General features: G+C 67.3%; 22 protein-coding genes and 1 tRNA gene. 9 read left to right on the top strand and 14 right to left on the bottom strand.

What is annotated here, in order from left to right; translation table 11 throughout:
* Positions 1-126 precede the first annotated feature (126 nt).
* From CLV77_RS06215 to CLV77_RS06250, 8 genes are all read left to right on the top strand, one after another.
* Positions 127-1,569 (top strand): cryptochrome/photolyase family protein, encoded by a 1,443-nt coding sequence (locus CLV77_RS06215; RefSeq protein ID WP_076978786.1) that lies wholly within the window; start codon positions 127-129, stop codon positions 1,567-1,569.
* A 56-nt stretch (positions 1,570-1,625) separates the two neighbouring features.
* The gene (locus tag CLV77_RS06220; RefSeq protein ID WP_076978785.1) at positions 1,626-2,837 is read left to right on the top strand and encodes an SAM-dependent methyltransferase; all 1,212 of its coding nucleotides are present in this window, start codon (positions 1,626-1,628) and stop codon (positions 2,835-2,837) included.
* Positions 2,838-2,841: 4 nt separating this feature from the next.
* Complete coding sequence (locus CLV77_RS06225) at positions 2,842-3,294, top strand: TrgA family protein (protein ID WP_083707655.1); 453 nt, start codon at positions 2,842-2,844, stop codon at positions 3,292-3,294.
* Positions 3,291-4,439 carry an NUDIX domain-containing protein gene (locus tag CLV77_RS06230; RefSeq protein ID WP_083707654.1) on the top strand — a complete coding sequence of 383 codons (1,149 nt, stop codon included), beginning with the start codon at positions 3,291-3,293 and terminating at the stop codon, positions 4,437-4,439. The genes CLV77_RS06225 and CLV77_RS06230 overlap by 4 nt, the downstream gene beginning before the upstream one ends.
* Before the next feature lie 93 nt (positions 4,440-4,532).
* The gene (locus CLV77_RS06235; RefSeq protein ID WP_076978784.1) at positions 4,533-5,573 is read left to right on the top strand and encodes a cysteine synthase A; all 1,041 of its coding nucleotides are present in this window, start codon (positions 4,533-4,535) and stop codon (positions 5,571-5,573) included.
* Between the two features lie 94 nt (positions 5,574-5,667).
* Complete coding sequence (locus CLV77_RS06240) at positions 5,668-8,304, top strand: DUF3772 domain-containing protein (RefSeq protein ID WP_144023216.1); 2,637 nt, start codon at positions 5,668-5,670, stop codon at positions 8,302-8,304.
* Complete coding sequence (locus CLV77_RS06245) at positions 8,301-9,023, top strand: alanyl-tRNA editing protein (RefSeq protein WP_076978782.1); 723 nt, start codon at positions 8,301-8,303, stop codon at positions 9,021-9,023. The genes CLV77_RS06240 and CLV77_RS06245 overlap by 4 nt, the downstream gene beginning before the upstream one ends.
* Before the next feature lie 57 nt (positions 9,024-9,080).
* Positions 9,081-9,170 (top strand) — tRNA-Ser (locus tag CLV77_RS06250).
* 52 nt (positions 9,171-9,222) lie between these two features.
* Here CLV77_RS06250 and CLV77_RS06255 read toward each other — a convergent pair.
* Together CLV77_RS06255 and CLV77_RS06260 are read right to left on the bottom strand one after the other, a co-directional pair.
* A complete protein-coding gene (locus CLV77_RS06255) occupies positions 9,223-10,281 on the bottom strand; it encodes an AbrB family transcriptional regulator (RefSeq protein WP_233128032.1) in 1,059 nt (352 codons plus the stop codon).
* Positions 10,282-10,449: 168 nt separating this feature from the next.
* Positions 10,450-11,157, bottom strand: coding sequence for a FadR/GntR family transcriptional regulator (locus CLV77_RS06260; protein ID WP_076978780.1), 708 nt, complete (start codon positions 11,155-11,157; stop codon positions 10,450-10,452).
* 190 nt (positions 11,158-11,347) lie between these two features.
* Between CLV77_RS06260 and CLV77_RS06265 the strand changes: the two genes are divergently transcribed.
* Positions 11,348-12,034 (top strand): fumarylacetoacetate hydrolase family protein, encoded by a 687-nt coding sequence (locus tag CLV77_RS06265; protein WP_076978779.1) that lies wholly within the window; start codon positions 11,348-11,350, stop codon positions 12,032-12,034.
* A gap of 158 nt (positions 12,035-12,192) precedes the next feature.
* On the opposite strand, the gene CLV77_RS06270 is transcribed toward CLV77_RS06265, so the two are convergent.
* The 12 genes from CLV77_RS06270 to CLV77_RS06325 all read right to left on the bottom strand — a co-directional run bounded on the left by CLV77_RS06270 (position 12,193) and on the right by CLV77_RS06325 (position 24,406).
* Positions 12,193-14,322 (bottom strand): molybdopterin cofactor-binding domain-containing protein, encoded by a 2,130-nt coding sequence (locus CLV77_RS06270; RefSeq protein ID WP_076978778.1) that lies wholly within the window; start codon positions 14,320-14,322, stop codon positions 12,193-12,195.
* The gene (locus tag CLV77_RS06275) at positions 14,319-14,777 is read right to left on the bottom strand and encodes a (2Fe-2S)-binding protein (RefSeq protein WP_076978777.1); all 459 of its coding nucleotides are present in this window, start codon (positions 14,775-14,777) and stop codon (positions 14,319-14,321) included. Before CLV77_RS06275 ends, CLV77_RS06270 begins: the two co-directional genes overlap by 4 nt.
* Positions 14,774-15,262, bottom strand: a complete 489-nt coding sequence (locus CLV77_RS06280; RefSeq protein WP_083707651.1) for an OsmC family protein — start codon at positions 15,260-15,262, stop codon at positions 14,774-14,776. Before CLV77_RS06280 ends, CLV77_RS06275 begins: the two co-directional genes overlap by 4 nt.
* The gene (locus CLV77_RS06285; protein WP_197685753.1) at positions 15,259-16,548 is read right to left on the bottom strand and encodes an LVIVD repeat-containing protein; all 1,290 of its coding nucleotides are present in this window, start codon (positions 16,546-16,548) and stop codon (positions 15,259-15,261) included. Before CLV77_RS06285 ends, CLV77_RS06280 begins: the two co-directional genes overlap by 4 nt.
* Positions 16,545-18,080, bottom strand: a complete 1,536-nt coding sequence (locus tag CLV77_RS06290) for a tripartite tricarboxylate transporter permease (protein WP_076978776.1) — start codon at positions 18,078-18,080, stop codon at positions 16,545-16,547. Before CLV77_RS06290 ends, CLV77_RS06285 begins: the two co-directional genes overlap by 4 nt.
* Positions 18,073-18,540: a tripartite tricarboxylate transporter TctB family protein gene (locus CLV77_RS06295; protein WP_076978775.1), complete on the bottom strand. Its 468-nt coding sequence runs from the start codon at positions 18,538-18,540 to the stop codon at positions 18,073-18,075. The genes CLV77_RS06290 and CLV77_RS06295 overlap by 8 nt, the downstream gene beginning before the upstream one ends.
* Positions 18,541-18,662: 122 nt before the next feature.
* Positions 18,663-19,664 carry a type 2 periplasmic-binding domain-containing protein gene (locus CLV77_RS06300; protein ID WP_114351056.1) on the bottom strand — a complete coding sequence of 334 codons (1,002 nt, stop codon included), beginning with the start codon at positions 19,662-19,664 and terminating at the stop codon, positions 18,663-18,665.
* Between the two features lie 89 nt (positions 19,665-19,753).
* The gene (locus CLV77_RS06305; protein WP_083707650.1) at positions 19,754-20,524 is read right to left on the bottom strand and encodes a sulfite exporter TauE/SafE family protein; all 771 of its coding nucleotides are present in this window, start codon (positions 20,522-20,524) and stop codon (positions 19,754-19,756) included.
* Positions 20,524-21,510 carry a type 2 periplasmic-binding domain-containing protein gene (locus CLV77_RS06310; protein WP_076978773.1) on the bottom strand — a complete coding sequence of 329 codons (987 nt, stop codon included), beginning with the start codon at positions 21,508-21,510 and terminating at the stop codon, positions 20,524-20,526. The genes CLV77_RS06305 and CLV77_RS06310 overlap by 1 nt, the downstream gene beginning before the upstream one ends.
* Positions 21,511-21,559: 49 nt before the next feature.
* Complete coding sequence (locus tag CLV77_RS06315; protein WP_076978772.1) at positions 21,560-22,315, bottom strand: FadR/GntR family transcriptional regulator; 756 nt, start codon at positions 22,313-22,315, stop codon at positions 21,560-21,562.
* 237 nt (positions 22,316-22,552) lie between these two features.
* Positions 22,553-22,789, bottom strand: coding sequence for a hypothetical protein (locus CLV77_RS06320; protein ID WP_076978771.1), 237 nt, complete (start codon positions 22,787-22,789; stop codon positions 22,553-22,555).
* Between the two features lie 156 nt (positions 22,790-22,945).
* Complete coding sequence (locus CLV77_RS06325; RefSeq protein WP_269843280.1) at positions 22,946-24,406, bottom strand: aspartate kinase; 1,461 nt, start codon at positions 24,404-24,406, stop codon at positions 22,946-22,948.
* Positions 24,407-24,483 lie beyond the last annotated feature (77 nt).

Genomic DNA, 24,483 nt, shown 5'->3' on the forward strand with positions numbered 1-24,483 from the left:
TGGCTAAAAAGGATAGGGGGCCGTCCTTTGGGCGGCCCTTTCGCATGGGGGAAGCAGGCGGGCCTTGACCGGACCGCAGGCGCCCTAGATCAGCCTAAGAAAACGCGGGGGAGGGGCGCGCGACACATGGCAACGCAGACATCCCGCCCGCCCCCGATCCTGCTGTGGTTCCGCCGCGACTTGCGGCTGGATGACCATCCGGCCCTGCGCGCCGCCGCCGACGAGGGCGCCCGCACCGGCCGCCCGGTGATCCCGGTCTTCATTCATGACGAGCTGGTCGAGGGTTTCGGCGCCGCCCCGCGCTGGCGTCTTGGTCTTGCGTTGGAGCATTTCGCGCGCCGGCTCGAGGGGATCGGCAGCAGGCTGATCCTGCGCCGGGGGCAGGCGGCGGCCCAGATCGCCCGCCTGGTCGAGGAGACGGGCGCGAGCGAGGTTTGGTTCAGCCGCGCCTACGATCCCGACGCTATGGCGCGCGATCGCGAGGTCGAGGATCTGGGCGCGCGCGTAGGCTTTGAAACCCGCTCCTTCGCGGGCTTTCTATTGCACGAGCCCGACGCGATCCGCACCGGCGCGGGCGATCACTACAAGGTCTTCACACCCTACTGGAAATCCCTGCGCGCGCTTGAGGTGGCCCAGCCCCTTTCCGGCGTGCGCAAGCTGTCGGTCCCGGACAAGTGGCCTGCCTCCGACCGCCTGGACGACTGGCAGATGGGCCGCGCCATGGACCGGGGCGCCCGGGTCGTGCGCCCCCATGTCCGGGTGGGGGAGGAGGAGGCGGCGGCACGGCTGGACCGCTTTGTCGAGCACCGGGTCGGCGAGTATGCCGAGGCCCGGGATTTTCCGGCCGTCCCGGGCACCTCGAACCTCAGCGAGAACCTGACCTGGGGCGAGATTTCGCCCCGACAGTGCTGGCACGCCTCATGCGGGGCCGATCCGCGCGGCAAGGGTGCCGAGACCTTTCGCAAGGAGCTGGCGTGGCGCGAGTTCGCTTATCACCTGGCATTTCACACGCCGCGCCTGCTGCGCGACAACTGGCGGCCCGAGTGGGACGGCTTTGCCTGGTCGGCAGATCGCCGCAGCCGCGAGTTCCGCGCCTGGAGCCAAGGCCGGACGGGGATCGCCTTCGTCGATGCCGCGATGCGCGAGATGTATGTGACCGGCCGCATGCACAACCGCGCGCGGATGATCGCGGCCTCCTACCTGGTCAAACACCTGCTGACAGACTGGCGGTTGGGGCAGGAATGGTTCGCCGACTGCCTTGTCGACTGGGACCCGGCCGCCAACGCAATGGGCTGGCAATGGGTTGCAGGCTCGGGCCCCGACGCGGCCCCTTATTTCCGCGTCTTCAACCCCGAGACCCAGCAGAAGCGCTTCGATCCCGACGGGGCCTATGTGAACCGCTGGCTGGCCGAAGGGCGGGCCGATCCGCACCCGGATGCGCTGGCCTATTTCGATGCCATTCCGCGCGGATGGTCGATGTCGCCCAGAGACGGCTATCCCGCGCCTGTTGTCGATCTTTCCGAGGGGCGCGACCGCGCCCTCGCGGCCTATGCCGACAGCCGGCGCTAGGGCCTTGCCCGACCTCTCCGATCTGCCATGATCCCGAAAACCCCATGAGGACCCATATGGACGTCAGACATACGACCCGCGGCGAAAGAAACCTTCCCCGCTTCTTTCCCTCGGCCATGCGCGTGGCGAGCCAGATGCGCAACGGGCGACTGGATTTCGTGCTGCCCGACGGCCGCCGTTTCCGGGTCGAAGGGCAGAACCCGGGCCCCGAGGCGGAGTTGCGGATCAAGGATGCGGACGTCTTCTCGCGGCTGATCCGCGACGGGGACCTGGGGTTCTGCGAAGCCTATGTCGAGGGCGGCTGGGACACGCCCGACCTTCAGGCGTTCATGGACCTCGTGCACGCGGACAACGACGCCCTTTTCGACGGCTTCCCCGGCATGGGGCTGATCCGCGCCTGGGAGCGGGGGCGCTTCTGGCTGCGGCGCAACAGCCGGAAACAGGCCCGGCGCAACATCTCGGCCCATTACGACCTGGGCAACGGGTTCTACGGGCTGTGGCTGGACCCGTCGATGACCTATTCCTCGGCCTATTTCCGGGACGGCAACGACGACCTGGAGACCGCGCAACAGGCGAAATACGCGAACCTGCTGGACATGCTGGGGGTGGGGCCGGGCGATCACGTGCTGGAAATCGGCTGCGGCTGGGGCGGGTTCGCAGAATTCGCCGCGCGGGAGCGGGGGCTGCGGGTGACCGCGCTGACCATCAGCCGCGAACAGCACGACTATGCCACCCGCCGCATCGCGCAGGCGGGTCTTGCCGACCAGGTCGAGATCGTCATGCGCGATTACCGCGACGAGACCGGAAGCTACGACGCCATCGCCTCGATCGAGATGTTCGAAGCCGTGGGAGAGCAATACTGGCCGGTCTATTTCGACACGCTGAAGGCGCGGCTGAAACCGGGCGGGCGTGCCGGGCTGCAGATCATCACCGTCCAGGACCGCCGCTGGGAGGTTTATCGCAAGGGTGTCGATTTCATCCAGAAATACATCTTCCCGGGCGGTATGCTGCCCAGCCCCACGGCCCTGCGCGAACAGGTGGCGCGCGCCGGTCTCGATATCGTGGGCTCGGTCGAGTTTGCCGAAAGCTACAGCCGCACCCTGCGCCTGTGGTACGACCGGTTCAACGGCCGCTGGGACGAGGCCCGCGAGATGGGGTTTGACGAGGGATTCCGGCGGATGTGGAATCTGTATCTGACCTCTTGCGCCGCGACCTTCCACAGCCGAAACTGCGACGTGACACAGATCGCAATAGCAAGACCGGCCTGAACCCATGCCCACAGCCTCCCGACTGGTTGCCGCCGTCATTCTCGCAATCGCGGCCGGACTGGTCGCGGACCTCTACCTTGAGAACCTGCCACGGGAATACCGCCCGCCGCACATCGTTCCGGGCTGGAGCCTGATCGGCCTGCTGGTCGGGTGGTTCACCCTGGGCGGGCGCGGGGCCGGAAGCTCCCAGGACAGCTGGGTGGTGCGCTTCAACCAGGGCATCGTCGCCGGGGCGCTGGTGCTGTTCTGGGGCGTGCTGATCTTCTCGATCGTCGAGATGATCGAGCGCAGCATGCAGAAACGCTATCGCGGGGTGGAGGATGCACTGACCGGGGTGTTCGAGCTGATGGGGGAGGCGGGGCTGGTGATCTTCTCGCTCGAGATCCTGCTGACGGCGGCGATCGGCGGCCTGCTGGCCGCCTTCCTGGCCGCCTGGGTCGGGCGCCGCTGGAAGTGAGCGCGCGGGTCTTCCTGCACCGGCCGCTTTGCGCGCCCTCGCTGCTGGCACGCATTCTGGGCCCGGACGGGCACGGCGCCCTTGAGGGCGCGCTGTCCCTGCCGGGCCATTCGCTGGCCCAAGGACCGGCGGCGGGCGCCATCCCGTCCCTTGTCGCGGGCGGACGGGACCGGGAGCCGGTCGAGGGCGAGATATGGGCGCTGACGCCGGAGGCGCTGGCGCGGCTGGACCGCTTCATGGCCTTCCAGGGCGGCCGGCGGTGCGACCTGCCTGGAACGGACGCGGGCCCCGGTGGAGTGCAGGGATATTTTCGCGACAGTGAAAGCATCGAAGCCTGGGATCCGGATGACTGGGGGCCGCGCCTGCTGGCGATCATGGAACACGCGGCTGTGGAGATCCTGGATCTGGACCCGGGCCGGGGCAGGGGCCTGCACGGCGACGCGGAGAGGGATCCGGCCGGGCGGCTCAACAATATTCTCGTGCGCGCCGCGGCGCGTCTGCGTGCGGGGAAGGGGAGCCGTCCGCGCCATGCCGAAGGGCCGGGGCGCGAGGCAGTGGACGTTCGCGCCGACAGGGTCAGCCACGACGGGTTCTTCCAGACCCGCACGACCGAGCTGCGCCATCCCCGGTTCGACGGAGGGCTTTGCGACTGGATGGAGCGGGAATGTTTCGTGGCCGCCGACGCGGTGACGGTCCTGCCCTACGATCCCTCACGCGACCGGGTGATGCTGGCCGAACAGTTCCGCGGCAGCCTTTACCTGCGGGGCGAGGCCTATCCGTGGTCGATCGAGCCCTTGGCGGGGCGCATCGATCCCGGCGAGGAGGCCGCCGCCGCCGCCCGCCGCGAGGTGCGCGAGGAGGCGTCGCTTGAGATCGGCGCGCTGGAGCGGATCGCAGGCTATTACCCGGCCACGGGCACGACCACCGAATACGTCATCTCCTACATCGGGCTGGCCGAGCTGCCGGATGGGGCGGGCGGCATCGGCGGCGAGGCGTCGGAGGGCGAGGATATCCGCACCTTCGTGCTGCCCTTCGACGAGGCAATGGCGCTGATGGCCGAAGACCAGACCCGCAATGCGCCGCTCATAATCTCGCTTCTGTGGCTGGCGGCGAACCGCGAGCGCCTGCGGGCGGGCGGGGCATAGAGCCGCCGACGCCCCGATCCGCACGGGGCGCCATCGCTTGAGATCACCGCCTCCTGCGGCTATCAGGGGGGGCACGTTCAAAGGAGCCTGACGATGCCGATCTATCGCGACCTGCCGGACGCCATTGGCCACACGCCGCTTTTCCGCCTCAACGGTGCCAGCGAGGCCACGGGATGCGAAGTCCTGGGCAAGGCCGAGTTTCTCAATCCCGGCCAGTCGGTGAAGGATCGCGCCGCGCTTTACATCATTCGCGACGCGATCGCGCGCGGCACCCTGCGCCCGGGCGGCACCATCGTCGAGGGCACCGCCGGCAACACCGGCATCGGACTTGCGCTGGTGGGGGCGGCGATGGGGTTCCGCACCGTGATCGTCATCCCCGAGACCCAGTCCGAGGAAAAGAAGGACATGATCCGCCTGGCGGGCGCCGAGCTGGTGCAGGTGCCGGCGGCCCCCTACCGCGATCCCAACAACTACGTGCGCTATTCCGAGCGGCTGGCGGCGCGGCTGGCCGAGACCGAGCCCGACGGCGCCGTCTGGGCCAACCAGTTCGACAATGTCGCCAACCGTCAGGCCCATGTGGAAACCACAGCACCCGAGATCTGGGAGGACACCGACGGCCAGGTCGACGGGTTCATCTGCGCCGTGGGGTCGGGCGGCACGCTGGCGGGGGTGGCCGAGGGGCTGCGGGCGCGCAAGGCGGATGTGAAGATCGGCATCGCCGACCCGATGGGGGCCGCGCTTTACCATTACTACACCGATGGCGAGCTGAAGTCCGAGGGCAGCTCGATCACCGAGGGGATCGGCCAGGGCCGGATCACCACCAACCTCGAGGGGCTGAAGGTGGATTACGCCTACCAGGTGCCCGACGACGAGGCGGTTCAGGTCGTCTTCGATCTGCTGCGCGATGAGGGGCTCTGCCTTGGGGGGTCGTCCGGGATCAACGTCGCGGGCGCCATCCGCATGGCGCGGGACATGGGGCCGGGCCACCGGATCGTGACGGTGCTGTGCGATTACGGCACCCGCTACCAGTCCAAGCTGTTCAATCCCGCTTTCCTCAAGGAAAAGGGCCTGCCCGTGCCCGAGTGGCTGGACCGCGCGCCGGTCGTGATGCCGGATGTTTTCGAGAAAGAGTGATCCGATGAGTGTTGTCAGCGCGACGATGCGCCCCGCGTTCGCGGGGTGTTGGCGAAACCTGTGCGTGCCCGGGGGGGCATTCCGGGCCCTGCCGGTGATCCTTCTCGTTTTGGCGCTGCTGTCATCGGGGGCTGCGATGGCGCAGCAATCCGGCAGCACGGCCGGACAGCCGCAGAGCGAGGCACCCGTCGCGGCCCCAGTTGAGGGTGCGCCGGCCGACGGCGCCGCCGCCGATGCCGCCGCGGCCGACGGGGCAATCGTCGACACACCCGTGCCCGGCACGGCCGTGCCGGGCCTTCTGCCGGTCTTGGAGCCGAGCCCGTCGCAGGCCGCCGATACGCCCGATTATGCCCGGTGGGAGGCCACCGCCACCCGCGCCGAAGAAGCGATCCAGGCGGGCCGCGCCTCGACCGTGGCGCTGGAGGAACTGCGCGCCCAGATCGCCGATTGGCGCGCCCAGTTCCAATCCGCGCAGGACGCCAACGCTGCCCGCATCCGGACGCTGCGCCAGCAGATCGACGTGCTGGGCCCCGAGCCCAAGGAAGGCGAGACCGAGGCGCCCGAGATTGCCCGCCGCCGCGCCGAGCTGAACAGCCAGCTGTCGACCGCGCAGGCGCCGGGCATCCGCGCCGAGGAAGCCTATCGCCAGGCCGACGGCATCATCCGCGAGATCGACCGCCTGGTCCGTGAACGCCAAGCCGACGCGCTGCTGGAACTTGGCAGCTCACCGCTCAATCCGCGCCACTGGGGGCCCGCGCTCGAGGCGATCACCCAGTCAGTGATGACCATCCAGTCCGAGGTCGCCTCGGCTTGGGGACGCCCTGCGCAGCAGCGCGAGGCAAACGACAACCTGCCGCGGATCCTGATCTTTTTCGCCATCGGCGCGCTGCTGATCCTGCGCTCGCGCCGCTGGGTGGAGACGCTGATTACCCGGTTGCAGGCCCGACCGCGTCTGGGCACCAGCGTCGCGATCTTCGCACTGTCGCTGGGTCAGGTGGGGCTGCCGATCCTGGGGATCTATCTGCTGACGCGCATCGTCTATGCGCTGGGGATCGTGGGCCTGCGCGGCGACGCGGTGCTGTCGGTGCTGCCGATTGCGGCGCTGGCGATACTGGGCGCCACCTGGATCGGGCGGATGACCCTGTCGTCTGACCTGAGTTCGCGGCTGGTGGACCTGACGCCCGAGCGTGCTTGGCAGGGCCGTTGGAGCGCGACACTGCTGGGGTGGACCTATGCGGTCTGGATCGTGCTGGCGACGCTGGCGGCCTCGGAGAACTATAGCGAGCCGACCCGCGCTGTTCTGAATTTCGGCGTGTTGGTCGTGGGCGGGCTGCTGCTGTTCCGGCTGGGGCAGATCCTGGCCAACCGCACCCGGCCTGAGCCTGCCGAGGAAGAGCCCTCCTACCGCGACCGGCTGCTGACGTTGCTGGGGCGTGGGGTGATCGCCATCTCGATCCTGGCGCCGCTTCTGGCGGCGGTGGGCTTTGGCATGTTCTCGGCGGCGTTGCTGTTCCCGACGATCCTGACTCTGGGGCTGCTGGCGCTGATGGGCCTGCTGCAAAAGCTGGTCGTCGACATTTACGCCGTCCTGGTGCGCGGCGAGGACCGGGCACGCGACGCGCTGATCCCGGTGCTGATCGGCTTTGCCCTGTCGCTGGCCGCGTTGCCGGTGGCGGCGCTGATCTGGGGCGCGCGCGTGTCGGACCTGACCGAGCTTTGGGCGCGCTTCAGCGAGGGTTTCCAGATCGGCGAGACGCGGATCTCGCCCACCGATTTCGTGACCTTTGTCGTCGTCTTCGTTCTGGGTTATCTGGCGACGCGCCTGGTGCAGGGCACGATCCGCAACTCGGTCCTGCCCAAGACCAAGATCGACGTGGGCGGGCGCAACGCCATCGTGGCGGGTCTCGGCTATGTCGGGATCTTCCTGGCCGCCGTGGTCGCGATCACCATGGCGGGCATCGACCTGTCGTCGCTGGCCATCGTCGCCGGCGCCCTGTCGGTCGGCATCGGCTTCGGCCTTCAGAACATCGTCTCGAACTTCGTCTCCGGGATCATCCTGCTGATCGAGCGGCCGGTGTCGGAAGGCGACTGGATCGAGGTCGGGGGCACAATGGGCTACGTGCGGGCGATCTCGGTCCGCTCGACCCGGATCGAGACCTTCGACCGCACGGACGTGATCGTGCCCAACGCCGACCTGATCTCGGGCACGGTGACCAACTACACCCTGGGCAATCTGATCGGGCGGGTGATCGTGCCGGTGGGCGTGGCCTATGGCACCGACACCCGCAAGGTCGAGAAGGTCCTGCAAGAGATCGTCCAGGCCCATCCAATGGTGCTGGCCAACCCGCGCCCCGGCGTCCTGTTCCAGGGCTTCGGCGCCGACAGCATGGACTTCGAGATCCGCGCCATCCTGCGCGACGTGAACTTCCTGCTGCCCACCAAGTCCGAGCTGAACCACGCCATTGCCAAGCGTTTTGCCGAGGAAGGGATCGAGATTCCCTTCGCGCAGCGGGACGTGTGGCTGCGCAACCCCGAGGTTCTGCAACCCGGGGGCGGCGGCGCGCCCGCCGGCGCGCCACCTGCCGAGGAGGAACAAGCCAGCAAGCCCGAGGAGGGGACTGCCCGTCCCGAGGGGGAGATGTCGAGCGACGTCGCCGACGAGATCGCCCGCCCCTCGGCCCTGACGGCCGCGCCCGACACGCCCGATCCCGCAGGGGAGAAGAGCCAATGACCCGGATGCTCTACCGCGAGGATGCCTACCTGACCGAGGCCCCGGGCACGGTCGTGGCCCACACGGAGGAGGGGGGGCTGGTGCTGGACCAAAGCCTCTTTTACCCCACCGGCGGCGGCCAGCCCGGCGACAGCGGCACGCTTTTGGTCGCGGGCGCGCGGCGACTTCCGATCGCCACGGCGGTGCGCGGCACCGACGGGCGGATCGTGCTGGTGCCGGCCGAGCCTGTCACCCTGCCGCCCGTCGGCACCGAGCTTGTCCAGCGGCTCGACTGGGACCGGCGCTTTCGCCACATGCGGGTCCACACCGCCCTGCACCTGCTCTCGGTGCTGATCCCGCTGCCGGTGACAGGCGGTGCGATCGGCGCCGCGAAAGGGCGGCTGGATTTCGACATGCCCGACGGCGAGACCGACCGCGACGGGCTGGAGGCCGCGCTCAACGAACTGATCGATCAGGATCACCCGGTCAGCGAACGCTGGATCACCGACGCCGAGCTTGCCGCCCAGCCAGAGCTGGTAAAGACCATGTCCGTCCGCCCGCCCACGGGCGCGGGCCGGGTGCGGCTGATCCATATCGGCGAGGAGGACGACCAGATCGACCTGCAACCTTGCGGCGGAACCCATGTCGCGCGCCTGGGCGAGATCGGCGGCATCCGGGTCGGCAAGGTCGAGAACAAGGGCCGCCGCAACCGCCGGGTGAACATCCACCTGGATACATGAAAAATCGCATATCGGCCCTTGTCTTGAGGGTCGGTTCGGGGCTAAAGACCCCAGCACGGAGAGGTGGCCGAGTGGTCGAAGGCGCACGCCTGGAAAGTGTGTAGGCGGGAAACCGTCTCCAGGGTTCGAATCCCTGTCTCTCCGCCATTATCCCCCGCTTATCCGAACCGCCTGCCGTGTCACCGACCCGAGCCGGTTTTCACCGCCTAGACGCATCATTTGGCCGTCGTCTCAGGACCACCCTGGCGACGAGGGGGGCACCTATGATGACCAGCACGATCCGTGCCAGATGGTGGACGATGACAAAGCCCAGGTCGGCGCCCGCCACGATGGCTAGCACCGTCATCTCGGCCTGGCCGCCGGGGGCGTAGGCCAGGAAGATGTCGACCGCGGGGGCCAGTTCCAGCAGCACCAGTGCTTCGGTGAACGCGGCTGCCAGCAGGGCCAGGACGGCGACGAAGGCCACGGCCGACAGCACGACGCGGCGCAGCTCGTCGAAGGTCACGCCGACGTAATGCACACCGATGCCGGTGCCGATGAAGAACTGGGCGGCCAGGATCGCCTCGGCCGGCGGGCGGTGGGTGATCAGCCCGGTAAGCGCCAGGGCGGCGGTGGCGAACATCGGCCCCAGGATCGAGGCGCCGAAAAGGCCCAGCCGCTCGCCGATCTTCCAGCCGGCAAGCGCCGCCAGTGTCATCAGCACGAGGTCCCACAGGGGGATCTGGGCCGCCGGCGCGCCGATGGGCTGGTCGAGGGAGCGGTCGAACATGGTGTTGAGCAGCAGCGGCACCAGGCTGATGATGATCAGGACCCTGGTGGCATGAACCAGCGACAGGCTGCGGACGTTGCCGCCGGCCTCCTGGCCGAAGATGACCATGTCCTGAAGCCCCCCCGGCATGGCCGCGTAAAAGGCCGTCACCCGGTCAAAGCCGCAAAGCCGGGTGAAGAAGGGCACGCCCACCGCCGCGATCACCGCGATGTAGACGGGGATCAGCGCCAGGGTCGGCAGCATTCGCGGCAGCTGCATCACCACCGCGACCGTCAGCGAGGCACCCACGGCGACGCCCAGGATCGTCCGCGCCGCCACCGAGACCTGGCCCAGCCCCCGCATGGGAACGCCGGCCAGCGCCGCGAAGAGGCAGGCGCACATGGGGCCGAAGAGGAAGGGCAGGGGCAGGCCCAGCAGGCTGAAGAGCGCGGCGCCGGCTGAGGCGATCACGAAGGCATTCAGGCGCGGGAGCCACGTGGGAACGGTCACTCGGGGCTCCGGCTGACTGGGGATGGGTAATTGTATCCCACCGTATGCGAAGCGGGGCAGGGCGGCAACGCGGGGCCGCCATTCGAACCGGCAAATCCGTCCTTGCGCCCGGCGCGGCCCCTGGACGTAGGCACCCGAAAGCGCGAAGGGTGCCGGGCTCGCGTGGGCCTATTCCTCGTCGAAAAGCCGCCGCGAGACCGAGCGCAGGTGCATCCGCATCTCCTCGTAGGCGGCGGCGGGGTTGCGCTCTGCGATGGCGTTGGTGACGGCCGTATGCTCGCCAAAGCTCGAATGGTCATGGGCCGGGCGCGCGCTTTCACGTTCGAGATTGCCCCAGATCACCACCCGGCGGACCTGGTTCATCTGGTCGAAGACGGCCAGCAGCATCGGGTTGTCGGTGGCCTCGGCGATGGCGCGGTGGAACAGGTCGTCCTGGGCCTCGTAATCGCGCCAGCTGGTGGCCGCGTTGGCGCGTTCCATCGCAAGGCGCACCCGGGTGATTGCCTCGGTCGAGGCGTTGGCGGCGGCTTCGCGGGCAATCGCGGGTTCGATGCAAAGGCGTGCGCGCATCATCCGCAGCGGGGTGATCTGGCGGCCAAGATCCATCAGAGGCGCGGGGATGGCGGGGGGCTGTGCCTCGCCGGTATCTTCCATCGCCGCCACTTCCGAGGCGACGCCGGCGACGAATGTGCCCTTGCCCACGTGACGCCAGATCGCCCCTTCGCGTTCCAGCGCCTCAAGCCCCTTGCGCAGGGCCGTGCGGGTCATGCCCAGCTCGGCGATGAGCTGCCGCTCGGGGGGCAGACGGTCGCCCACGCCATAGCCGCCGCCTTCGATGAAACGGCGAAGCCGGTCCTGTGCGGATCCCTCTTCCATCCTGTCGTGCCGTTGAATCACCCTGTTCGATTCCCTTCCGCGTAGAGGATTGATCCGGGGCCGAAGCACCGGAATGCAGTTGTTACGGGCGATTTCCCGCATTGATCCGAAAAAATCGGATTGGTTGCGATTGATCTTATGGCGCCCCTGTCCTATTACAAGCCCATCATTCAGCGAAAAGGAACCCGCAATGTCCGAATACGTGATCGAGCAGCCGCCCGTCCCGACGATCCCGGTCGAAGGCACCGGTGCCACCTTCCCGGTGCGCCGGGTCTATTGCATCGGGCGCAACTACGCGGCCCATGCCGTCGAGATGGGGCACGATCCGGACCGCGAGGACCCGTTCTTCTTCCAGAAGAACCCCAACAACCTCGATTCCTCGGGCGAGTTTCCCTATCCCGATCACAGCCAGGACGTGCACCACGAGATTGAGCTTGCCGTCGTGCTGAAATCCGGCGGCACCAACATCAAGGTCGAGGACGCGCTGAGCCATGTGTGGGGCTACGGCGTCAGCCTCGACATGACCCGCCGCGATCTTCAGGGCGAGATGAAGAAGGCCGGCCGGCCGTGGGAAATCGGCAAGGCGTTCGAGCGTTCGGCGCCGATCAACGCGCTGGTGCCCGCCGACAAGATCGGCCACCCTTCCGAGGGCCGTGTCGAGCTGCTGGTCAACGACGAGCTGCGCCAGGAAGGCGACCTGAACCAGATGATCTGGAAGGTGCCGGAGATGATCTCCTACCTGTCGGACTATTTCGAACTGGCGGCGGGCGACGTGATCCTGGCCGGCACGCCCTCGGGCGTGGCCGCGGTCAAGAAGGGCGACACCATGGTCGGCAAGATCGAGGGTGTGGGCGAGCTGAAGGTCAAAGTGGTCTGAGGCTGCCCTGAGCGGAGGGGGGCGCGCTACGGGCGGCGCCCCTCCAAGCGCCTGCGCGGCCATGCGGCGCCCGGCCAAAGGTTCCACGGACAAAAGGCCCGCGCCATCGCGCGGGCCTTTTGCTGTCGTGACCCAGGGCTGGGCGTGGTACCGGAGGCCTACTCAGCCAGCGCCATCGACATCAGGCGGTCAGCCGTGAAGGGCATCCGCCGCATCCGCATTCCGGTGGCTCCGTAAAGCGCGTTGGCGATGGCGCCGATCACCGGGCCGGGAGAGGCCTCGCCCGCGCCGACCGAGGGCGCGTCGGGCCGGTCGATCAGCAGTGTCTCCATCCGTGGCACCTGCGGGAAACGCAGGACGGGGTAGCTGTCCCAATCCCGGTCAATCACGCCGTCGCGGTCCCAGTGCAACTCTTCCACCAGCGCCCAGCTTGCGCCTTGCAAGGCGCCGCCCTCAAGCTGCTCGCGCAGCCCTTCGGGATCGACGATGCGGCCCGCGTCGGCCACCAGCAGGATACGCTCCAGCACTGGCTCTGCGGCTTCGGTGACGCGCAGGTCCACGGCCGCCGCGACCCGTGTCATCCGGTTCTTGTACTGAGCATATGCGATGCCCCGGGCCGCGCCCTCGGCAGGCGGGCTGTCGGCCAGCGCCTCGGCCAGCCGGTCCAGCACGGCCAGGGCATGGGGATCCTCAAGATGGGCGCGCCGGAATTCCAGCGGATCCTGGCCCGCGGCCTCGGCCAGCTCGTCCAGAAACGCCTCGTGGGCGAAGGTGTTCACCGCCGCGCCCAGGCAGCGCATGGCCGAGCTGCGCAGCGGCAGGTCGTGCACCAGGTTCTTGACCATGCGCTTTTCACCGACCTTGTAGATCGGATCGAGGTTGCGGTGCAGGCCCGCGTGCCGGGTCATGTTGGGCGTGGCGACGAACGGCTCCTCGGGGGCTTCCCGGTAGGTGTTGGCCAGAAGCCGGCGGGGCCCGGCGCGGTCGGGACCCGGACGAGGGCGGCCGCGGTGGGTATCGCTGTAGGCCTCGGCCGAATAGGCGGCGATGCGGTCGCCCTCCAGCCGGGCCGCCATGCGCACCACCATCGCCGGGGCGACGGGTTCCCAGCCATGCTCGTCCTCGCGGGTCCATTTCAGCAGGACGGGGCGGCCGGGCAGGGCGCGGGCGATCAGCACGGCCTCGAAGGCCGCGTCGTCGGCGCCGTTGTGGCCATAGCAGCCGGGGCCGGGGGCATGGCTGATGGTGATCGCATTTTCTTCAAGGCCAAGGCTTTCGGCGATCGTCTGGCGCAGGGGGTAGATGCCCTGGCTGTGGGTGACGAGGTCGAGCCGCCCGTCCTTGCCCCATTCGGCAAGCGCGGCCGAGGGGCCCATCGCGCCATGAAGCTGGTAGGGACGGGTGAACGTCGCCTCGAAATCCGGGGCCTCGAAAGGGGGTGGGACGGGGGCGTCCTGGGGCATGCCGTCCACCACCGGCACGGAGGTTCGGGGGTTGTTGAGAAGCAGGTCCTGGTAATCCCCCTCGTCCAGATCCGCACCGGGGGTCCAGGAGCATCCCCGCGCAAGGCGGGTGGCACCCCGGATCACGTCCCATTCGGCCGGGCCGGCCACGGCCAGGAAAGACCCGTCCTGGACGATCTCAAGCCCGCGCTCGGCCATCGCGGCGCGGGCCTCCGCGTCGATGGCTTCCAGCCGGCCATTGCGCCGGGGCGGGCGGATGACGCGGGCGTGAAGCATGCCCGGCCGTTCCAGGTCCTGAACAAAGGCATAGGCGCCGCGCACGATCTCCTCGAGGCCCAGGGGCGGGGCCGAGGGCGCGGGTGCGCGGTCCGCGAGGGGCAAGGGGGGCGCATCGGGGTCGACCGGCAGCGCGTCGCCGCAGTCGGCCAGGATCTTCAGCAGGTTCACGTGCCGGCCGCTGGCCGGGTCCGTGATCCGCCCATCGGCGATCCGAAGATCGGGGGCATTGTCGGCCACCCCCTCGGCCAGCCGTTCGGCGGCCAGGGCCATGGCGCGGGCGCGCAGGGTGGCGGCGGCAAGACGCAGGGTCCCGCCCGAGTCGACCACCGAGTTGCTGCCCGAGGTCACGCCCTCGTCAGGCGTGACGCCGGTGCGCACCGGCTCGATCCGCAGGGCCGCGAGGGGCAGCGTCAGCTCTTCGGCCACGATCCGCATCAAGGCGGTTGTGATCCGCTGGCCCAGTTCGACCTTGCCCGAACGGATCACCAAGTGATCGCCATCGGGCCGAAGCCAATCCGAAACAAGGGGATATTCCTGGATGTTCATGTAGTTTTCGCGGCCTTCTCGATGGCGTCCAACACGCGCGGATGGCTGCCGCAGCGGCAGATGTTACGCTCCAGCGCGACCCGTGCCCGGTCACGGTCCGCACCCGGCTCTGCCTCCAGCAGCGCGGTCGCGGCGACGACCATGCCGGCGGTGCAATAGCCGCATTGGGCGGCACGAGCATCGACGAAGGCCCTTTGCACCCGTGCGCCGGTCTCACGCTCTGCCAGACCCTCGATCGTGACCACCTGCTTGTCGGCGAAGACGGCGGCGGGGGTGACACAGCTTGGCACCGCCTCGCCATCGGCCAGCACGAAACAGGCGCCGCACTGCTCCAGCCCGCAGCCCAGCTTGGCGCCCTTCAGCTTCAGCTCGTCGCGCAGGACGAACAGCAGCGGTGTGTCGGGATCGCTGTCGATCTGGCGATCCCGACCGTTGATGCGAAGGGTCAGGCTCATGGCACGACCTGTTCCCACCTCACGTTCAGCTCGACGTCGGCCGAGCGGAAGAGGTTCATCACGGGGCAGCGGTATTCCACGTTGCGGGCCAGCCGGTCCAGCCGGTCCTGGGTTTCCTGTGTATGGACGCGGATGCGCATGTCGACCTTGGTGAAATAGGGGCGCACGCCCTGCACCCCACGTGAGCCGCGCTGATCGACTTCGCCGTCGGCGTCGATCTCGACCGCGGTGTAGGCGAAATTCATCGCCTCGGCACAGCGGTTGATGATCACCCCTTCGCAACCCAGCAGCGACGACAGCGTCATCTCCAGCGGAGTCGGGCCGGTGTTGGTTTCCTTCTCGTCGGTCACAAGGATATGGTCGCGCACCATCATCACGCTGCGGGTGGAGCCCTGGTTGCGGGCGCTGACGCGGCGGATGCCGATGGCGGTCTTGGACACGTCGACGCCTTCGCCCATGCTGTGGGGCAGCAGATCTTCACTCATGTCGTCATCTCCAATATGTCCAGTCCGTGGTTGCGGTCCAAAAGGTAGATCCTCCCATCCTCGCCCACGTCCACGTCGTTGGATTGCGCGGGGCCGCCCTTGCCGGGCTCGGGGATGAAATGGGCGATCTCGGTGGGGTACAGCGGATCGGATAGGTCCAGCACCCGCAGACCGCCGGCGAACCAGGTGGCATAGACCAGATTGCCGTCCAGCTTTTCGCGATACTGGTGTGCGCCGAACCGCACGCCGGGCTGGCCGACCCAGGGGCTTGCCCGCTCGGTCAGGTCCCAGGCCGCGACGGCCTTGATGTCCGACAGGTCGGTCACGTCCATCACCCACAGGAAACCGTGCAGACGGCCGGGCTTGTGGTCATGCTCCTCGTCGATCGACAGGGCATAGCGGCGCCCGTTCACCCGCTGCTCCATCGGCATGATGGTGTGGGTGGGCTCGGGAATGGCGGGCGGAAACTCGAAGCTGCCCAGAACCTTGGGCGTCTTGTTCAGATCGCTTGCGTCCAGCACCCGGAAGCCCGCGTGCCAGCAGGCGGCCCAAAGCTCGTCGCCGCAGCGCATGGCGTGGTGCAGACGGATGCCATAACCTTCCCAGTCGCGGCTTTCGCCTCCGGCCTCGTGCTGGCCGGGCATGTGCCAGCGCGAGATTTCGCGCGGGTTGGCAGGATCGGTGATGTCGTAGGTTACCAGAATGTTTCCGACATAGCCCTCCATCTCGGTCGAGATGTAGGCGTGGCGCTCGTCCATATCGAAACGGTGCACCCCGAAGCCGTGGGTGCGCACATAGGACAGCAGCTTCGGTGCCCGCGGGTCCGAGATGTCCCAGACGCGGAAACCGCCCCCGTAGTAGCCGCGTGCCTTGGCCTCTTCCAGATCGGCGATGTCCTCGGTCTTCACGCCCAGCCGTTCGGCAATCTGCGCGTCGGTCGCGCCGTCGCCGATTTCGGCGCGAATGGCGGGGATCTTGTCGGCCTTGCGCAGGAAGTGACGGCGATCCTGCTCGACATTGGTGATCATGATGTTGCCGCAGACGCGCACCTTGTGGGTGTGGGAATAGGCGTCGGGCGGCTCGATATGGCTAAGCACCGTGGGGTTGGCCGGGTCGGACACGTCGATGATCGACGTGCCCATCGGCGGCTTCATGTGCCCGACGAAGACCAGGTTGCCATGCACCTCGACCTGGCCGCCGCCCTGGATTTCCAGCCGGCCCAACCGACGGATGTTGCGCGAGAGTTCGTACTCGACCTCTTGTTTCATCGTGGTCGTCGCGCTCATTGGTAGTCTCCGCTCAGGGTTGCAAGACGCCGGTCACGACGCTTGCGTTTCAGTTTCAGGATGGGTGGCAGCACCAGCGACAGCACCAGGAGAACCCAGAGCACGTTGCCGATGTTCGACGAGAACAGGATGCTCATGTCGCCCTGCGATTTCTTCAGCGCCCGCAGGAAATAGGTTTCGAGCAGGGGGCCGAGGATGACGCCGATCAGGATCGCCGCCACGTGGTAGCCGGTGCGGCGCGCGATGTAGCCCAGAACGCCGAAGGCGAGGGCCAGGAACATGTCGAACATGTATTCGCGGGGCACGAATGCGCCGACCAGCGTGAAGCTGATGATCATCGGCGCAAGGTAGATGGTGGGCACCGTGGTGACCCGGCTCATGTAGCGGCTGAGCGGCAGGATCGTCAGGATCATCAGCAGGTAGCTGACCATCATGGCCATGAACATGCCATAGCCGACCTCCGGCTGTCTCTCGAAGAGGGAGGGGCCGAAGCTGACGCCGTGGAACTGCATCACGACCAGCATGATCGCGGCCGTCGCACCCCCGGGGATGCCCAGGACCAGCAGCGGCACCAGCGTGCCCGAGGTGACACCGTTGTTGGCGCTTTCGGGGGCGATCAGCCCTTCGGGATGGCCCGTGCCGTAAAGCTCGGGCGTCTTCGAGAAGGTGCGCGATTGCTGGTAGGCGACGAAGCTGGCGATCGAGGCGCCGGCGCCGGGGATCACCCCGATGATCAGGCCGATGAGCGAGGTCCAGACGATGTGCACCCAGCGCTTGAGGGCGATGCTGACCCCCTCGAACGTGGCCGACCACGACGGGTTGGCCATGGCCGCCTGACCCTCGTCGGTCAGGATGACCTTTTTCTCGATGATGATGAACGCCTCGGAGACGGCGAAAAGACCGACCAGCGCCGGGATCAGCGGCACGCCGTCGTAAAGTTCCAGAAAGCCCATGGTCCCCCGGGGCGTAGCATAGACCACGTCCGTCCCGATGGAGCCGATCATCAGACCGAAGAAGCCCGCGATCAGACCCTTGAGCATGTCCTGCGCCGCGATCGACGCGATCAGCGAGATGCCGAAGAGCATCACGACGATCATCTCGACCGAGTGCATGTAAAAGCCCACGCGGGCCAGGATCGGCATGGTCGCAAGCGCCACCACTGTGGTCAGAAGGCCGCCCAGCGAGGAGGAGACGAAGGTGATCGCCAGCGCCTGCTGCCCACGGCCCTGCCGGGTCATGGGATAGCCGTCCAGCGGTGTCGCCGCGGCCCCGGCGGTTCCGGGAATATTGACCAGGATCGCCGGGATGCCGGCGCCCATGCGCGCCGCGCTGTAAAGCGAGACCATGAAGATCAGACCGGTCTGAAGGTCCATCGACAGGGTCAGGGGCATCAGGATGATGATGGTGTTGGCGGCCGAGAAGCCGGGAATGCCGCCGACGATCAGCCCCAGGAAGATCGTCGGGATGATGACCCACCAGTAGCTGATGGTGTCCAGAAAGACGCTGGCGAGAAGGTTGGCTGTATCACCCATTTGCAAGCACCGCCTTCATCGTCGTCTCGAACCAGCCGCGCGGAAAGCGCGTGTCGAAGGCCAGGATGAACACTGCCCAGCCCCCCAGCGCCATCAGCGCCGAGACCAGGGTGATCCGCATGAACCCGCGACCGCGTGCCAGGATGGTCATGCTGACAAGCAGGAAGAGGAATGTCGTAAGGGTGAAGCCCAGGTAGTCGATCAGCAGCGTAAAGCCGAGCGTTGCCAGGAAAAGGCCCACCCGTCCCGACGCCAGGTCATCGCGCGAGACGATGTTGCCAAAGCTCAGCGTGCCGTCGCCCCGGCGAAGCTGATAGACCGTCTTCGCCACGAAGATCACGCAGAACAGCAGCAGCAGGGAGCCCAGCGAGAAGGCGCTGACCTGCGCGGTCCAGGGGGAGTTCAGGATGGTACTGAAGAAATAGAGGGTAAAGACGATCGCGAGGACGGGAATGACCAATTCCCCTCCAAGGTGTCTTTTCGGATGCGGCTGCGCCATTTTCGGCCTTTCGTCGTGGGACTGCGGGTTTGCGAAGTGACGGCGGCGGCACGGAATGCCGCCGCCCTCCTGTCTGCCCGGGATCAGGCGCCGGTGAGCAGAGGCTTGTACTTGGCGCCCAGCTCCAGCATCGCCTTGACGAACTCGGCGCATTCCTCCTCGCCGCCGTAGTTGAGGTACTCAGGCGTGCCCTTGGCGGCCACGTAGGCCTCCATCAGCTTCGGGTCGTCGAAGGTCTCCTTGAAGGTGCTCTTCAGGATCTCGTAACGCTCGGGGAAATCCTCGATGGCCTTGCGGTGGATGGCGAAGGCACGCGACGAGAGCATCTCGGCCAGTTGCATGTCGTAGTGGTCGTTGATTGAGGGCGCGTTGTTGAGCTGTTCGCCCACGCGGTTCTCGCCGAAGACCAGGACGGTCTTGACCGAGTCGCCGGCCGCGATGACCGAGCCCGAGGTCAGCACCGAGAAGTCGACCTCGCCGGTGACGGCACCGGCGATGGTGTTCTTGCCACCCGACAGGGGGATCAGGTTGAACTGTGCGCCCGTCTTCTCGCCCAGGGCGAGGATGCCGATGGAGGCGGGGTGCGCCATGCGGCTGGTGCCGACGTTCAGGACGCGCTTCTTGCCTTCCTCGACGATCTCCTCGATCGAGGTGAACTTGCTTTCCGAACCGACGAAGGCACAGCCCGGGTCGGTATCGACACGCCCGAAGTAGACATAGTCGTTGATGTCGAAATTGGGCTCCTTCATCGCCCAGTTCAGCACCTCGGGACCCATGTTGCCGAAGATCAGGTTATAGGCGTCGGGCTCGGCCTTGCCCATGAACACCTCGTAACCCACACGGCCCGAGGCGCCGGGGTAGAAGCCCGGCTCGAAATCGGCGCCCAGCTTTTCCTTCCAGACGCTGGTGAAGGCGCGGAAGTTGCGGTCGGCACCGCCGCCCTCGCGGGTGGGGATGTAGACGTTGATGTTCTGCGACGGATAGCTTTCGGCCCGCAGGATCGAGGGCGCCGCCATCACCATGCCGGTGGTCGCCACGCCGCGGGTCAGAAGCTCTCGGCGGTTCATGTGTTTATTACGGATCATCGGATCCTCCCTTATCCAGTCTTCGCGCGTTTTCGTCTTGTGTCCCCGGTCGCCGCGCTTGGCCGGGGTGTTGGTTCGTGTCGTCGCGATCAGAGGGCGGCCTCCCCGCCGGCCCAAAGATCCATCGCCCCGGCATAGATCAGCCGCAGCGCAAGCAATGTCAGTATGACGCCGAGGATACGGCGAAAGCCCACATCCTCCAGCCTGCCGAGCACCAGCCGGCCGACCACGGTGCCCAGGAAACCCACCGCCACCAGGATGGCGATGAAGATCGCCCATTCGGCGAAGGCAAAGCCCAGAAAGCCGAAGACCAGCGATTTCAGCAGGTGCTGCGCGGTCATCAGCGCCGCGTGGGTGGCGACATGCTGCATCCGGCCGAAGTTCTGGGCGCGCACATAGGCCGCCACGAAGGGGCCGGTGCCCCCGAAGAACATGGTCAGAAAGCTCGACACACCCCCCGCGATCGCGGCCGAACGCCTGAGGAAATCCGGCGGTGGCGCATAGACCGACCACAGGATGAAGCCGCCGACCGCAAGCTGGATCAGCCCCGGCTCCAGCTGCACCACCACCGCGCCGCCAAGGCCCACCCCAAGCACGGCGCCGGCCAGAAAGGGCAGCATCGTGGCCCAGTGGACATGGCGCAGCATGATGCCCGCGCGCCCCACGTTCGAGCCGAACTGCACCACCCCGTGCACCGGGATGATCGCGGCGGCCGGCAACAGGCTGGCCAGCACCGCAAGCATAACCGCGCCGCCGCCGATGCCGAAGGCGGCAGTGATGAACGAGGCCGCGAAGCTGACCGCGATCAGCACCGACGCCACTTGCCATCCAAGGCCCGCATGGATCATTTCCGGCGACATCAGCTCTCCTGCATCGATGGGTGGATCAGATCCTCGGGCGCCAGGCGTCTGGCGGCGAGATGCTGATCGAAGGAATAACGACAGACGGCGTCCAGCTCTGCCCGGTTGGCGGCAAAGCCATAGCGCCAGAAATCGGGCCCCATGGCGGCGCGCGTCTTCTCCATGGTCTCGTTCAGCCAGGGCAGGGACAGGCGGTTGGCATTGCCCAGCCAGACATCCTCGAGGCGCTTGAGTGCCAGATCGCGGGCCGCGACGAAGCCGTCGTAAAGGGCCCGGGGCAGCCAGGGGTGTTCCTCAACGATGCTTTTTCGCACGGCCACCAGATGCATCAGCGGGAAGAACCCCGTGCGCTGGTGATAGGCGCGCTCCTGCTCGGCAAAGTCGGGCAGCAACCGGACCAGATCCGGGTTTCCATCCAGGAAGGCGCGGGGCGGCTTGGGGGCCAGCAGGCCGTCGATCTCGCCCCGCAGCAGCATGTCCTGCAACGTGTCGCCTTCGGTGATGGGTTCGACCACCATGCCGGGGGGCAGGGCCAGTTCCAGCCGTTCGCGCCGGACCCCGGCATCCAGGGCGCCGGTGCGCCAGTGAATGGCCGAATTGTCGACGCCGTATTCGTCGGCCAGGATCCCGCGCATCCACAAGGCAGCGGTCATCTGGTATTCGGGCACGCCCACCCGTCGCCCGGCCAAGTCCGCGGGGCTTTCCACGCCCGATCCGCGGCGCCCGAAAAAGCCGCTGTGGCGGAAGGCGCGGCTGATGAAGGCGGGGATGGCGGTGTATTCGCATTCCCCCCGCGACACCTGGAGCGCGTAGCTGGAGACCGACAGCTCGGTCACGTCGTAGCGGGCTTCCTGCACGGCCAGGGGGAACAGCTTGGATGTCGGCTCCACATGGCTTTCGAAGCTGACACCCGGCACCGTGACACGGCCGTCGTGCAGGGCCATGACCCGATCATGATCCCAGGTTGCCAGCGACAGGTTCAGCATAAGGCGGGGTCCTCGTTGGTAGTTGTGGCGGGGGCGGCGGCGCGGGGGATCATTCGGCGGCCTCCGCGCCCGAGCCTGCACCGGGAAGGGTGGCGGGGCGCATCGCGGCGCGCGCCTCCAGCGGCGTCGGCGCGTCATGCTCGTTGTGGATCAGCGCGGCCTCGACCGCGCGCAGATGGGCCAGCATCGCGGCCTGGGCACGGGGCGCGTCCCGTTCTGCGATGGCGTCGATGACGCGCTGATGCTCGGTATAGCTGTGGTGATCGGGGGGCGGACCCTCCGCCCGTTTTCGCCCGCGGCCCCAGACCACGGCGCGGCGCACCAGGTTGAGCTGATCGAACAGCGAAACCAGAACCTTGTTGCCCGTCGCCTCGGCCACGGTCTTGTGGAAGAGGTTGTCGCATGTCTCGTACTTGCGCCAGGAATCCGCGTCGCGCGACAGGCGCATGCAGTGGCGCAGCTCGTCGATCTGCTGGGCGGTGGCGTTGAGCGCGGCCTCGAAGGCGAGCATCGGCTCGACCTTGACCCGGGCACGCATCACCTCCGACGGGGTGGAGCGGGCGGCCAGCGTCGAGATCGAGGTCATCTCGTCGACGGGGCGGATGCCGAAGAAGGTGCCCTTGCCGACCTGACGCCACAGCACGCCTTCCTTCTCCAGCACGCTGAGCGCCTTGCGCAGATCACTGCGCGAGGTGCCAAGAAGGGTGCAGAGCTGCCGTTCGGCGGGCAGCCGGCTGTCCTCTGGCAATTGCTGGTTGGCGAGCCACGCACGCAACTGCGTGAGGGCTCCGGCATCTTCCGTCATGGCGCTCCCTTCACCCTGCCGGCCACCGCGCGACGAGGGCGCGGATCGATTCCTGAAACCAATATCAGATTGGTTCAGCCAATGTCGAGTAAATTGGTCGCTGGAGGGAAGAAAGCGGCCCCACGCCGCGGGGTGCGATCAGCGGGGCCGTTCAGACATGAAAAAACCGCCCCTGCGCAGATGGCGGGGGCGGTGTTTCTTCGGGGCCGCGCGCTGGCGGCCCGTGTCGGCTTTGGCTCAGGCGGGGAAGGCGCGGGTGAAGGCGGCCTGCGCAATATCCGTCCGCTTGAGGCCCATGCGGGCAAGCTCGGCGTCGCTTTTCGCGTCGAGGGATTTGTAGATCCGATGCGCGGTCAGGCCCGACAGGATGCCGAAGGAGAACGCTGCATCGCGGCGAGCGAAGAGCGAGGTGAAAAAGCCCAGAAAGCCACTGTCGGGTTTGGCGTTGTGGGTCGAAGAAGTGACATCAACCATGATCGAACTCCTTATCATGCTGCATTGCAATATAAGGGCTCGGGGGCACCAATCAATCGGAACCAATGCAATGCCGTTCTGACGTCAACGCATGGCTGAACCGCCCGCCCCGGTGGGGGCAGGCGGTTGAAACCGGTCAATAGGGGGGGTGTCGGCTCAGGCAGCCGCGGCGGGCTTGGCCTTCTGGGCGTCCATCCGGGCGCGGGCCACCAGCTTGCGGTGCAGCGCCTCGATCGCGTCGGTCATGCGATCACGGGCAACCACGAACTGCACGTCCACCGTGCGGGTCGTCTGCTGGGCCGCGATCATGTCGATACCGGCCTCGTCAAGCGCGGTCAGACCCTTCAACAGCACGTTCTGGTCGGCCAGGTTGCGCCCGATGGCCGAGACCACCGCCAGGTTACGCGCCGACAGAGTGGCGTTGGGATAAATCTCGGACAGGTCCCGCTCCACCCGGCGGACGGCCTTGAGGGGCGCATCCAGGTAATGGGTGATCGTGTTGGCGTTCGAGGACTTGGCGACGATGCGGATCTTGTGGCGTGCCAGCACGTCCAGGACCTTGGTGTCGTAGCCCTTCACGCCGACCATGTCCTGCTCGAAAAGCTCCAGGGCGTAGACGCCCAGGCCTGTCACCATCTCGACGCCCGGCTCTTTCGACGGCTCGTTGTCGATGAGCGTGCCGGAATCGTGGGGCTCGAACGCGTTGGTCACGCGCAAGGGGATGCCCGACTGGCGCAGGATCTTGGCGGCCTTGGGGTGGATCGCCTCCATCCCCATGTTCGACAGTTGATCGGCCACGTCGTAGTTGGTGTGTCCCAACTTGCGCACGGCCTTCTCGCCGACGATCTTGGGATCGGCCGACGACAGGTGGAATTCCTTGTGGATGATGGCCTCGGCGGCACCGGTCAGGGCGGCCAGCCGCGAGAAGGTGACCTCGGAATAGCCGCGGTCGAATTCCTGCATCAGACCTTCGGAACACTGGGCGTAGCCGGTCACGATCGGAAGCTCGCATGTCACGTCGACATCGCGCAGGCCGGCCTCGATCCGTTCGTCCAGGGTATAGATCCCTTCGTCGCGCCAGCCGCTCAGGTCGATGCAGCGGGCGTTGACGCCGGCCCGGCGCAGCATCTGCGCGGTCACGAAGGCCGAATGCGCCTCGCCCAGGCCCGACAGAAGTTCGCGGATCACCAGCATGTGCTGGCTCAGGCGGAAATGACCGTAGGAGCACAGGCGCTGAAGGTCGATCAGGCAGCCGCGCGCCCCCTCGATCCGGTCGCGGACGAAGTCATGGGCGTCGGCCCGGTCGCCGGGATGCTCCAGCACCGCGTCATGGGCCTTGCACATGGCGGTGGCGACGGTGCTCAGCGCCTCGGACCAGCCGTGATCGTTCTCGGCGTTGGAGAACAGGCCGTAGACGCCCGGCTCTCCGGTCTTCTTGTTTTCCAGCAGCAGGTTCGTGATGCCGCCATAGGCCGAGACCACGAAAATGCGGTTGTAGAGCGACGCATCCTCGCGGTCGCCCAGAAACAGGGTGTCCAGAAGCTCGTGCGAGCGGCTCATGGACGTGCCGCCGATCTTCTCGACCGTATGTGTGCCTTGCGTATTGGGGACTTGAATGCTCACGTCAGAATATTCCTTGCGTTGTTTGGGCGGGGCCGGGGACCGGCCCGCGCCTTGCGGGCGACGTCGGGGGG

The organism is Brevirhabdus pacifica (assembly GCF_002797755.1).
Lineage (GTDB): Bacteria > Pseudomonadota > Alphaproteobacteria > Rhodobacterales > Rhodobacteraceae > Brevirhabdus > Brevirhabdus pacifica.